The sequence below is a fragment of the Rhizobium sp. LARHSG275 genome, assembly GCF_052871115.1.
This window is the reverse complement of the sequence record NZ_JBIXJN010000011.1, coordinates 153,668-166,093: the sequence shown is the minus strand read 5'-3', so window position 1 is coordinate 166,093 and position 12,426 is coordinate 153,668. Positions and strand designations below refer to the sequence as shown.

The following is a 12,426-nucleotide window of genomic DNA, read 5'->3' as shown; positions in this document are numbered from 1 at the left end:
GGCCTCTGAAAGAGAATTGCTGCCGATTCTATCACGATTGCAGCGCGGTATCGCCCCAGTTCGAGACGGCCCAGCGCGGGTTGTTCGAGACATTGAGCACGGTGTCGCGCGCGACGGTGATGAAGCCCCATTCCGCAACGTTGATCAGCGGGAGGTCGGCGACGACCAACTGCTGGAACTTGCGGTAGAGATCGGTGCGCGCCGCCGTGTCGATGGTTTCGGATGCCTGCAGGATGATCTTGTCGAGTTCCGGATTGACGTAGCCGCCCTGATTGGAGAAGGGCACGCCGGCTGGCGTACCGGACTGGACGAGAATGGTGGTGGAGATCGCCGGATCGCCGCGGAAGACCGGCGGGCCGACGGCGAGATCGAAGTCATGATCGGTATAAACAGCTTTCTGGTGCGCGGCCGCATCGGCATTGACGATCTCGGCATTGATGCCGATCACGGCCAGCGCCTGGCGAAGGTAATCGCCGAACTGGCGGGTTTCGTTGAAATAGGGCGCGGGGCGAAGCTTCAGCGTGAATCGGTTGCCGTCTGCCCCTTGCTTGTATCCTGCCTTGTCGAGGATGTCGCTGGCGGCGGCAGGGTTGAAATCATAGGCCGCGACATCCGGCGTGTAGAACTGCGGCGCATTCTTCGGCACGGGACCGGTGGAGGCGGCGGCGTAGCCGAGGAAGATCGTGTCGACCACGAAGTTCTTGTCGATTGCCTGGGCGATCGCCTGGCGGACTCTCAGATCGGCAAGCTCCTTGCGGCGATGATTGATCTCGACGACGAGCTGGTAGGTCAGGGCCTCATAGCCCTTCGAGATCACCTTGATGCCGGCGACCTTCGAGATACGGTCGAGATCGGCCAGCGGCACAGCCGAGAAGGCGGCAAGCTGGATTTCTTCGGCTTCGAGCGCCGAGCCCGCTGCTTCGCGATCGGGCAGCACGCGGAAGACGATCTCATCGAGTTTCGGCTGCTCCTTGTCCCAGTAATTCTCATTGCGCGTCAGCCGGTAATATTCGCCGGCCTTGTGTTCGGCGAACTTGAAGGGACCGGTGCCGACGAGCGTGTTGTTGGCTGGGTTGGTAGCGATGTCGGTCCCGTCGAAGATGTGCTTGGCGACGACGCTGGTCACGACAGGCAGCGCGTTGCGGATCAGCTGGAACGGCGTCGGCTTGGAGAAGCGGAAAATGGCGGTGTAATCGTCAGGCGTGTCGACGGCTTCGAGATTGGCGAAGACCAGGCGGCCGAGATTCTGCAGCGGTTTCCAGATATTGAGCGCGGAAAAGGCGACATCGACCGAGGTGAACGGCTTGCCGTCGTGCCAGGTCACGCCGTCGCGTAGCTTGAAGATGACGGAGAGGCCGTCGGCCGAGCCCTCCCAGGAGGTGGCGAGGCGCGGCGAGAGCCCGTCCTTGCCGTCGAACGACGCTTCGGCCAGCGGCTCGATCACCTTGCTTGCGATGAAGAAAACGCCGTTCGAGGCGACGATTGCGGGATTGAGGTTCTTCGGCTCGGAATCGGCGGCAACGATCAGCCGGCCACCGCTTGGCGCTGCCTGCGCGAGCGCCTGCCGGGCGAGCGCTGTCGAGGCCAGCAGCAGGGCGGTGCCCTTCATCAGCGTGCGCCGCGAGATAGATGATACGGTCATGACCCCTCCTGATCGGTGAAATTCGGCTGCCCATATTCAGGGCGAAATGCAAATTGTCATAGAAGTTAGATTCGAATGGTTGGACTGGGCGAGATATTTTTTGTCACCCAACCATTATTCGCTCAGCCGTTGGCCGCGACATGTGCCGGCTCGCCGAAGAGATTGCGATAGGCAGCACCGGGATGCGGCGCGACGAGCCGCGGCCCCGCCCGTCCAAGTTTTTCCCGCAGCGTTCCCTTGGCGTAGTCGGTCTTGTAGACGCCGCGCTTTTGCAGTTCCGGCACCAGCAGATCGACGGCATCCTCGAAACTCTCGGGCGTCACGGCATAGGCAAGATTGAAGCCGTCGACATCGGTGTCCTCGATCCATTCCTGCATCAGGTCGGCGACCGTTTGCGGCGAGCCGACGAAAACAGGGCCGAAACCGCCGACGCCGACCCAGTCGGCCATTTCGCGCACCGTCCATTCCTTGGTGGGATCGATGGTGGTGAAGGTCTCGACGGCCGATTGCACAGCATTGGTATGGCGGTGCCGCAGCACCTCGTCCGGCCCGAACTGGCCGAAATCGATGCCGGTCCAGCCGGAAATCAGCGTCAGCGCGCCCTCGAAGGAGGCATATTCGCGATATTCGTTGAACTTCCGCTGTGCTTCCGCATCGGTCTCGCCGAGGATGACGGTCTGCAGGTTGAAGGCAAGGATTTCGCGCGGGTTGCGGCCGATGCGTTCGGCCGTCTCGCGGACATTGGCGACGTAGCGCTTCAGCACCGCCTTCGATGGAGAGGCGACGAAGATGCATTCGGCATGGGCGCCAGCGAAGTCCTTGCCGCGGCTCGAGGCGCCGGCCTGGTAGAGCACCGGTGTACGTTGCGGCGAGGGTTCGCTCAAGTGAATGCCGGGCACGTTGAAATGCTTGCCGGAATGGCGGATCGGGTGGACTTTATCTGGATGGGTGAAGATGCCGGTTTCCCGGTCGCGGACAACGGCGCCGTCCTCCCAGCTTCCCTCCCAGAGCTTGTAGCAGACCTCGAGATATTCCTCGGCGAGATCGTAGCGATCGTCATGCTTCGTCTGTGCCGGCTGGCCGATATTGAGCGCGCCGCTGTTGAGATAGGAGGTGACTATATTCCAGCCGACGCGACCCTTGGTCAGGTGGTCGAGTGTCGAGATGCGGCGGGCGAAGGTATAGGGATGCTCGAAGGAGAGCGACGCCGTCAGGCCGAAGCCGAGATGCTCGGTCTCGTAGGCCATGGTGGGGATCAGCTGTAGCGGGTCGTTGACTGGCACCTGCGCCGAATGGCGAAGTGCGGCATCGACATTGCCGTTCAGCACATCGTAGACGCCGAGCACGTCGGCGATGAACAGCCCGTCAAACTTGCCGCGCTCCAGCGTCCTTGCCAGATGCACCCAGTAGTCGAGATCCTTGTAGGTTGATGACTTGTCGCGCGGATGGCGCCAGAGCCCTGGCGACTGGTGTCCGACGCAATTCATGTCGAAGGCGTTCAGCCGGATTTCGCGGGTCATGTCTTTCTTCCTTGGAATTAGGGATTGCTGCGGCCGAGGCCGTAGGTCAGCGCTAAGGCGCCGACGAGCACGGCGCCCTTGACGAAATCCTGGGTGTAATAAGGGGCGTTCAGCATGGTAAGGCCATTCAGCAACACGCCGACGAAGACGGCGCCGGCAATGGTGCCGAGCACGTTTGGACGCCGCAGGTTGAAGACGGCAAAGCCGATCAACGCGGCGGCGACCGAATCCATCAGCAGCGAGCCGCCGGACGAGATATCACCACGCCCGACGCGGGCGGCGATGACAATGCCGCCGAGCGATGCCAGCGTGCCCGATAGGACATAGGCAAGCGTCTTCAGCCGCACGGTCGAGGCGCCGGCAAGCCGGGTCGCGACCTCGTTGCCGCCGGTCGCAAACAGCAGCCGGCCGATGCGGGTGCGTTCGGTGAGGATGAAGAGTGCGATGGCGACCACCGCCATCAGCACCACGGAAACGGGCAGGGTGCCGAGGATGCTGTAGCGGCCGATCAGCAAAAAGGTGGGGTCGTAAGCGCCTGTCGCCTTCGATCCGTCGGGCAGGGTGAGGCCTGATGAAATCGACCGGCCGGCGGTCGGGATCAGCTGCAGCCCGGAAAGCAGGAACATCATCGCCAGTGTCGCGAGCAGATCCGGCACCTTCAGGCGCACGATGAGGAAGGCATTGACGAGACCGACCAGGGCGCCGAAGGCGAGCACCAGCGGCACCGCCGCATAGGCATCAAGATGCCAGACGATCATCGCGTAACTCGCCGCCATCACGCTCGATGCGGCGACCGCGCCGATCGACAGGTCGAAACCGCCGACGGCAAGCGTGACGGTAACGCCGGCGCCGAGAATGGCGACGACGGAAACCGCCTGCAGGATGCTCATCAGATTGGCGATATTGATGAAGGCGGGCTCGGCGACGGTGAAGCCGACGACGAGCAGTGCCAGCAGGATGAACACCGCGCCCGCCCGGAGAAATGCCCCGAGAGCCGCAAGACGACCGCTATCGGCTTGCGGCGATGCCTTCGACCGGGTGTTTGCCTGTGGAAGAGTGTCGTCATCGATCGCCGTCATGCGGATATTCCCTGGATGGCGGAAGGAGCGGCAATTCCGCCTGCAGCTGGCTTCAACACGTGGCGGTCGATGACGAGAATGCGATCTGCCACCTCATAGGCCTCCTCCGGGTCGGAGGTCGCAATCAGCGTCGCCCGGTCGCTACGGGCGCGGATTGCCCGGATGATGTCATGACGGGCGCCGATGTCGACACCCTGGAAAGGTTCGTCGAGCAGCAGCAGCCGGCTCGGTTCCGCCTCCCAGCGGGCAATCACCGCCTTCTGCTGGTTGCCGCCGGAGAGCGACCAGATCGAAGCGAGCGACCCCGCGGCCTTGATGCCAAGACGGGCGATCGCCTGCTCGGCCTCGCGGCGCTCGCGGCCGCCGACGAGGAAACCGTGTGGATACCACTTGGCAAGATGGGGCAGGCTGATCGTCGCCGACAGTGAATTGCCCGGCCATGCCGGCGGCATTAGCGAGGAACGGTGACGGTCTTCGGCGGCCATGGCGACACCCGCCGCAATTGCCTCAGCCGGGCTTTTCGACCGATAAAGCCGGCCATCGAGGAACATCTGGCCGCCGGCAAGCGCCGTCACGCCGAAGATCGCCTGGAGCAACCGGCTTTTGCCGGCGCCGAGCACGCCTGTTACCGCGACCACCTCGCCTTCATGCAAAGACAGGTCGAAGGGTGCGCCCGTCGGCAACAGGCGGGCACCACGCATCTCGAAGATCGCCGGGCCGGTCGCGGCACGCGCATCCGGCCGCGCCGCATCCAGTCTGCGGCCGATCATCTTCTCGATGGCACTCGAAAAATCGATCGGCCGCGCGAAGGTGCCGACGACGCGGCCGCCGCGCACGACGAGCGCGCGGTCGGCGATGGCTTCGAGATCGGCGGTACGGTGCGAGATATAGAGGATCGCCAGGCCCCGCTTGCGGAGCTTTAGCAGAATATCGAAGAGGCGGCGGCTTTCCTCTCCAGAAAGGCTCGCCGTCGGCTCGTCGAGGATGAGGAGGTCGGCGCGGTTGGCAAGCGCACGCGCGATTGCCACCAGTTGCCGATCGGCGCTGGCGAGGGTGCCGAAATCACGGTCGAGCGGCAGGGTGAAGCCGGCGGCATCGAGCATGGACTGCGCGGCACGGCGGATGCCGGCGCGCGAGACGAAGAGGGGTGTGCTGCGATCGGCGTACCGGTTGAGCAGCAGGGCATCGGCAACGCTCAGACCGGCCGCGCCGACGAGATCCGTCGACTGATGCACCGTAACGACGCCGGCCCTTGCCGCTTCGGCCGGGCTATGCGGCGCAAAGGGGCGGCCATCGAGGCTGACCGTGCCGCCATCAGCCGGAAGCACGCCGGAGAGGATCTTGACCAGCGTCGATTTGCCCGCACCGTTTGCGCCCATCAGCGCCACGATCTCGCCGCGTTCCATAGAAAAATCAGCGCCGGCAAGCGCCCTCGTCGACCCGAAACTGCGGGTAACATTTTCAACGTGAAGAAGCGGCATCGACAAAGGTCCGGGACTGCAATCGAAGCCGGAGTGTGCCCTGTCCGGGCGGTCGAATTCCAGGCACGCCTTTCCCCCGCGAACTGCCCTCGGGAAACAAAGAATCTCCCACAGCCCATAAAATCGGATCATTTACTCTACTAAAAACATAGAGATTATATCTAATAATCCGACGCGTCGCGAGGGATTCCAGACCTGTCAGACGACGCCTCCGATTGCTAGAAGGAACGCGACGATGAAATCCCTCGCACGGCTCGCACTGTCTGCCGCCGTCATTCCGTTCATTTTCATTCAAAGCGCAAAAGCCGACGGTCTGTCCGGCGCTCCTGCCCCTTTCGACAAAGGCGGCGTCAAGGTCGCGCTGATCAGCTACATCTCGGCCGGCGATTTCTTCCAGGCCTATCAGGCAGGGGCTGAAGCCCAGGCCAAGGCGCTGGCTATCGACCTGCGCATCTTCCCCGGCCGGCAGGATGCCGCCGAGCAGCGCGAACAGATCCTCCAGGCGATCAATCTCGGCGTCTCGGGCATCGTCATCGACCACGGTCTGCCTGAATCGCTCGGCGACGTCGTGCAGCAGGCGCTCGACAAGGGCATCGAGGTCGTGGCCTTCGACGTCAACCTCAACAATCCCAAGATTCCGCAGGTGGAGCAGAGCGATCACGAACTCGCCTCACTGGCGCTCGAGCAGGTGGTGAAGGACAACGGCAACAGCTTCAGCGCCGGCTACGTCTATGTCGCGGGCTTTGCGCCACTCGACCGCCGCAACGAAGTCTGGGACAAGTTCAAGTCGGACAATAAAGGCGTGGTCGAAAAGGCCCGTTTCGGCAATGTCAGCGACACGACGGCGACTTCAACCGCCGATCAGGCGAAGGCCGTGCTCACCGCCAATCCCGATATATCGGTCGTCTTCGCCCCCTATGACGAATTCGCCCGCGGCGTGAAGCTCGCTGCCAACGATCTCGGCATAGCAAGCAAGCTCAAGATCTATTCGGCCGACGTCTCGACGGCCGATATCCAGGAAATCACCGAGGAAGGCAGCCCGTGGGTTGCGACCGTCGCGACCAATCCTGCCGTCGTCGGCGCCGTCTCCATTCGCGCCGCAGCCCTCGAAATCGCCGGGCAGACGGTTCCCCACCAAATCACCGTGAAGCCGACGCTTCTGACGCAGGAGAGCCTGCGTGCAGCCGGCGTCAAGACGATCGAGGAACTGGCCGAAAAGATCCCGGCCTTCAGCACGAGCGATGCGGCGACCGCCAGCTGGATCCCGGACAAGCTGTTCTGAGACCCCGCACTTCGATCCTTCCGGCGGAAGCGTGCGGCTTCCGCCGGATCATCTTTTTGCAGAATTGGAGTTTCGCCCATGAGCCAATCCAATGTCATCTTCGCGGCCAGCCGCAACCCAACGCGCGAAGACCTCTTTGCCCGTGCCGAGGAGATCTCTGCCGACCTGTCGCGGCGCGCCGCAGACCTCGACCGCGAAGGCCGTCCGCCGCTTGGCGAAATCGTCAAATTGAAGAATGCCGGGCTGCTCAATGCGCTGCATCCCACGCAAATCGGCGGCGGTGGCCTCGATTGGGTCGACGGGCTGAAGCTGGTGCGCATCCTCGCCCGTGGCGAGAGTTCAATCGGCCAGCTGCTCGGCTACCACTATGTCAACAGCCAGTACATCTATTGGGCGTTTGATCCGGCGCGGGCCCATGCCCTGGGCAGCGATACGGTCGCCAGGAACCTCTATTGGGGGGCCGCCGTCAATCCGCGCGATCCCGGGCTGGTGCTCACCCGTTGCGGCAATGGCTATGTGCTGAACGGACTCAAGTCCTTCTCCACGGCAGCTCGGGTCTCCGACTATATCAATGCCAATGCAACACTCGACGACAAGATCGCCGGCTTCGCCGTGCCGACCAATCGTCAGGGTTACGTCGCCAATGACGATTGGGACAATATCGGCCAGCGCCTGTCGGACAGCGGCAGCGTCGAATTTCATGATTTCCCCGTTTACGAGGAGGATTTCGTCGGCGCGCCGGCTGCACCCGACGTGGCGCCGCCGGTGCTGTCGACCTTCAACACGCCGTTCATCCAGTTGGTCTTCGTCAACTTCTATCTCGGCACCGCCGAAGGCGCGCTGCAGGCTGCCGTCGACTATGTCCGCACCACCACCCGGCCGTGGATCACCTCCGGCGTCGAGCGGGCGGCGGATGATCCTTATATCCTCGAACGCGTCGGCGAATTCACCGCAGCTGTGAAGGCCTCGGCAGCCCTTGCCGACAATGCGGCAGCCGCCGTGCAGGCGGGCCTTGCCCGCGGCCGAGATGTGACGGCGCGTGAGCGCGGCGAGGCGGCGGCGGAAGCCTATGCCGCCAAGGTCCACGCCACCCATGTCTCGCTCGACATCACCTCGCGGGTCTTCGAGCTGACGGGCGCTCGCTCGACGGCCGACAAATACCGTTTCGACCGGTTCTGGCGCAATGTCCGCACTCACACGCTGCACGATCCTGTCTTCTACAAGGCGAAGGAAGTCGGTGAATTCGTGCTGAACGACAAGATACCGGAGGTCAGCCTCTATAGCTGAGGCGGCCGTCTTTCATCGAAAGCAAAATCCCCGCTGCCGGCGCACCGGCCGTGGCGTTTTCGGTTGGAAGACGGGGAGATTTCAGAGCGCGCCGTTCTTCGGCGGCGTTACGCCGTTCAAATGGTAGTTGCCGACGACGTGATATTTCCAACGCACGGGATCGTGCAGCGTGTGGGTGCGGGCATTGCGCCAGTGGCGGTCGAGGTTGAGGCCAGCCTGCACCGACGAAGTTCCGGCTAGCTCGAAAAGCGTGTTCGAGGCCTCGAGCGCCACTTCGGTCGTCAGCACCTTCGCCGCAGCGACTGCCAGCGTCGCCGCGATCACCTTTTCCTCGGTCGTCTCGACCTGTGCGGCATCGACCTTGTGACCGGCGCGCTCCACCAGAGCCGTTGCGGCTTCCAGCCGGATGGCAATCTGGCCGACCTTGGCGATCGTCAGCGGATCGTCTGAGGCACGCTCAAGGCCGCTGTCCATCCAGGGGCGCGATTTCGTCCTGACGAACTCAAGCGTTTCGGCAAAGGCCGCCCGTGCGATACCGAGATCAACGCCGGCATGGATGATCTGGCCGACGGAGCCGATCGTCGTCGGCCGCTCGAAGCCCTTGTGATGGAAGACCACGCAATCGGCACTGACATAGACATTGTCGAGGATCGTCGTGCCGCTGCCGGTAGTGCGCTGGCCAAAACCGTCCCAGTCGTCGACGATCTCGACGCCTTCTGTGCCCTTCGGCACGAAGGCCATGGTCAGCCGATCCTCCGGATCGAGCGCGAAGATGGTGATCCAGTCGGCGAAGAGGACGCCGGTCGAATAGAATTTGCGGCCGTTGATCCGGTAACCGGGACCGTCGCGGGTGATGCGCGTATTGTAGTGGCCGACCGTCTTGGTGCCGCGCTCGGATAGCGCATTGCCGAAACGATCGCCGGCCAGCACGCGGCCGAAGAAATAACGCTGCTGCTCCTCGCCGCCGTCGGTTCTGAGCGCCTCGAGAATATAGAAGTGGTTCTGCGGGATTTGGCCGATCGAGCCGTCCGCCTCCGACAGGATCGCAGTGATCTCGGCAAGCACGGCGTTGGAGACGTCGAGCCCGCCATATTGCGCAGGCACGGTGATCGCCAGAAGGCCGGACTGGGCGAGAAGATCGAGTTCACCAAACGGCAGGATCCGGCCCGCGTCGCGCTCGGCTGCGCGTGCGGCAAATTGCGCCGCCAGTCTGTGGGCGGTGGCGATTGCTTCCTCGTCGCTGCCGATACGGTCGGCCACGGGCCGGATCTGGTCTGCTTGCCTCAGCACGGTGTTCATCGATGTCTCCCATTCTGACGAGCCTATCGGTGAAAGAAATTAAGCGCCGAGATAAGAGTACAAATTCTATAGATGCAATAGAAAATGAAAAGTGTTTGCTTATCGGCGTCTGACTGCCGCGATTCGTGTCTCAGTCGGGCGGTTCTGCCAAAACGTGGCCGGAAAAGCGCCGAAATCGCCACCGGATATTGGCGGAGCCGGCCTCGATTTGAATTCGTCGAGTTCCTACGTAACCGATATCCGATGCGTCGCTGCAGCGGCTTCAGTCAGAACGCACAATGCAGGGCAGGCGGCCGCCTTGCCCGATCCATGAGGAAGATCATGACCCCACGGCAGTTGCGCCTCGGCGCCTTCATGCGCCCCGTCAGCCTACATACCGGCGCCTGGCGCTATCCCGGCTCCTATCCCGACGCCAATTTCAATTTCGCCCATCTGAAGTCCTTTGCGCAGGCGCTGGAACGGGCGAAATTCGACGCCTTCTTCATGGCCGATCACCTTGCCGTGCTCAATATGCCGGTCGAGGCGCTCAGGCGCAGCCACACGGTCACCTCCTTCGAGCCCCTCACGCTGCTCTCGGCGCTGGCGGCGGTGACGGAGCGCATCGGCCTCGTCGCCACCGCCTCCACCACCTTCGACGAGCCCTATCACATCGCCCGTCGTTTCGCCTCGCTCGACCATATCAGCGGCGGCCGCGCCGGCTGGAACATCGTCACGACGTCTAACCCCGATGCCTCGCTCAATTTCGGCCTCGACGAACATGTGGAGCATGGCGAGCGCTATCATCGCGCCCGGGAATTCTACGACGTGGTAACCGGGCTCTGGGATAGTTTCGCCGACGATGCCTTCATCCGCGACCGTGAGAGCGGCCTGTTCTTCGATCCGGAAAAGATGCATGTGCTCGGCCACAAGGGCGAGGAACTGAGCGTCCGCGGGCCGCTCAACATCGCCCGGCCGCCGCAGGGCTGGCCCGTCATCGTCCAGGCCGGCCAGTCGGACCCCGGCCGCCAGCTTGCCGCGGAGACCGCCGAGATGGTCTTCTGTTCGCCGCGCGATCTTGCCGCAGGCAAGGCGCTTTATGCCGATATCAAGGGCCGCATGGAAGCGATCGGCCGCAACCGCGACCATCTGAAGATCCTGCCTGCCGCCTTCATTATCGTCGGCGACAGCATCGAGGAGGCCCGCGCCAAACGCGCTACGCTCGACAGTCTGGTGCATTACGACAGCGCCATCGCTTCGCTTTCGATCGCGCTCGGCCATGACGCTTCCGGCTTCGATCCCGACGCACCGCTGCCATCAGATATTCCCGATACCAATGCCAGCAAGACTGGCCGGGCACAGGTGTTGAAGCTTGCCGCCGAAGAAAATCTGACGGTGCGTCAGTTGGCGCAACGTTATGGCGGTTATGCCGGCCTTGCCTTCGTCGGCACGCCGGCCAGCATCGCCGACGAGATGGAGCGCTGGCTTGACGAGGAGGGTTCGGACGGTTTCAACGTCGTCTTCCCCTATCTGCCGCAGGGTCTCCTCGATGTCACCGAACGGCTGGTACCGGAACTGCAGCGCCGCGGCCTGTTCCGCAGCGAATACGAGGGCACGACGCTGCGCGAACATCTCGGATTGCCGCGACCGGAGAACCGGTTCTTTGCATCAGGTACATGAGGGGGCTCGCTTCTGCTTTCCGGAAGCAAGCCGATAGTGCTCAGGCCATGACCCCAACCCGAAACGCATCGCTTTCGCCCGGCATCAGTTCGAGCGGCCAGATGATGTTGCGCTCGCCTCCCGGATAGAAATCTCGATAGACCGGCATGTTGGCGAGAAGCATCTGGCCGAGCGCAACACCGAGATCGTAGAGCGAGATGCGGAAGCAGCTCAGCGACGGCTGCAGGAACCGTGCGCGCGGAGCGTCGCGGAAGCCGATCACCGCAAGGTCGCGGCCGGGCATGACGCCCGATTCCATCAGGCGGCGGTAAAGGCCGATCGCCATCAGCTCGTAGATCAGGATCACCGCCGTCGGCCGCTCTTCGAGCAGCAGCAGCTCATGGGCTGCCTGATAGCCGCCCTGTTCACTCGACCTGACGCGGATGACGAGTGACGGGTCGAAGGCAATGTCGTGCCGCTCGAGCGCCCGGCGATAGCTGTCGATAAAGAGATAGCCGAGGTTGGCCTCGCTCGACGGCGCGGTGATCGCGATCCGGCGGTGGCCCAGCGCGATCAGCCGCTCGACGGCATGGTCAGCCACGCCCTCGAAATCGAGATCGATCCAGGGGAAATTGCTGGCCGAAAGGCTGCGGCCGAGCGCGACGAAGGGGATCTTCGCCCGCGACAGAAAGTCGATGCGTCGGTCGACGCGCTGCGTGTCCGAGATGATCATCGCGTCGACGATGCGCCGCGCCACCATCCGCTTCAGATATTCGTGCGGGTCCTCGTCGCTCGGGCAGGGCAACATGAGGAGGTCGAGCTTGTGGCGGGCAAAGACGCTCTGCAGGCCGCTGGTGACGCCGAGGAAGAAGTTGTCGGCGTTCTCGACCGTCTCCTTGCTGGATTCGATCATCAACCCGATGACCTTCGTCTGCCCCTGCCTCAGGCTCCGCCCAGACTGGTTGGCGACATAGCCGAGTTCCTCGGCCGCCGCCAGCACCCGCCGGCGGGTTTCCTGATTGACATCAGGCTTGCCGTTCAGCGCGCGGGAGACCGTGCCGATCGAGATATTCAAGTGTTCGGCAAGCTGGCGAATCCCCTTCATCGCTGACGATTTTCCCCGGAGCATGACGCCGAAAAGTGTGCGCGGTTTCCGTACGACATCTTGCTCCCTTTCTTTAGTTCAGATCCGTCCGGATCT

Annotated in this window: 9 protein-coding genes; 3 read left to right on the top strand and 6 right to left on the bottom strand. The window is 63.1% G+C overall.

Annotated elements, in window-relative coordinates; translation table 11 throughout:
* Positions 1–31: 31 nt before the first annotated feature.
* The 4 genes from ACIPSK_RS16935 to ACIPSK_RS16920 all read right to left on the bottom strand — a co-directional run bounded on the left by ACIPSK_RS16935 (position 32) and on the right by ACIPSK_RS16920 (position 5,722).
* Positions 32–1,642, bottom strand: coding sequence for an ABC transporter substrate-binding protein (locus ACIPSK_RS16935; RefSeq protein ID WP_162116697.1), 1,611 nt, complete (start codon positions 1,640–1,642; stop codon positions 32–34).
* A gap of 122 nt (positions 1,643–1,764) precedes the next feature.
* Positions 1,765–3,162 carry an LLM class flavin-dependent oxidoreductase gene (locus ACIPSK_RS16930; RefSeq protein WP_162116696.1) on the bottom strand — a complete coding sequence of 466 codons (1,398 nt, stop codon included), beginning with the start codon at positions 3,160–3,162 and terminating at the stop codon, positions 1,765–1,767.
* 17 nt (positions 3,163–3,179) lie between these two features.
* Positions 3,180–4,241, bottom strand: coding sequence for an ABC transporter permease (locus ACIPSK_RS16925; protein WP_162116695.1), 1,062 nt, complete (start codon positions 4,239–4,241; stop codon positions 3,180–3,182).
* On the bottom strand, positions 4,238–5,722 hold the full coding sequence (locus ACIPSK_RS16920) for a sugar ABC transporter ATP-binding protein (protein WP_162116694.1): 1,485 nt from the start codon (positions 5,720–5,722) through the stop codon (positions 4,238–4,240). Before ACIPSK_RS16920 ends, ACIPSK_RS16925 begins: the two co-directional genes overlap by 4 nt.
* Positions 5,723–5,957: 235 nt before the next feature.
* Here ACIPSK_RS16920 and ACIPSK_RS16915 point away from each other — a divergent pair, with 235 nt between their 5' ends.
* Complete coding sequence (locus ACIPSK_RS16915) at positions 5,958–7,004, top strand: substrate-binding domain-containing protein (RefSeq protein ID WP_162116693.1); 1,047 nt, start codon at positions 5,958–5,960, stop codon at positions 7,002–7,004.
* A 78-nt stretch (positions 7,005–7,082) separates the two neighbouring features.
* On the top strand, positions 7,083–8,291 hold the full coding sequence (locus tag ACIPSK_RS16910; RefSeq protein ID WP_162116692.1) for an acyl-CoA dehydrogenase family protein: 1,209 nt from the start codon (positions 7,083–7,085) through the stop codon (positions 8,289–8,291).
* Positions 8,292–8,372: 81 nt separating this feature from the next.
* Here ACIPSK_RS16910 and ACIPSK_RS16905 read toward each other — a convergent pair whose 3' ends face one another.
* Entirely contained in the window at positions 8,373–9,590 is a 1,218-nt protein-coding gene (locus ACIPSK_RS16905; protein WP_162116691.1) for an SfnB family sulfur acquisition oxidoreductase, read from the bottom strand.
* Positions 9,591–9,911: 321 nt separating this feature from the next.
* On the opposite strand from ACIPSK_RS16905, the gene ACIPSK_RS16900 reads away from it, so the two are divergent.
* On the top strand, positions 9,912–11,246 hold the full coding sequence (locus ACIPSK_RS16900; RefSeq protein WP_162116690.1) for an LLM class flavin-dependent oxidoreductase: 1,335 nt from the start codon (positions 9,912–9,914) through the stop codon (positions 11,244–11,246).
* Between the two features lie 40 nt (positions 11,247–11,286).
* On the opposite strand, the gene ACIPSK_RS16895 is transcribed toward ACIPSK_RS16900, so the two are convergent.
* Positions 11,287–12,330, bottom strand: a complete 1,044-nt coding sequence (locus ACIPSK_RS16895) for a substrate-binding domain-containing protein (RefSeq protein ID WP_162116689.1) — start codon at positions 12,328–12,330, stop codon at positions 11,287–11,289.
* Positions 12,331–12,426 lie beyond the last annotated feature (96 nt).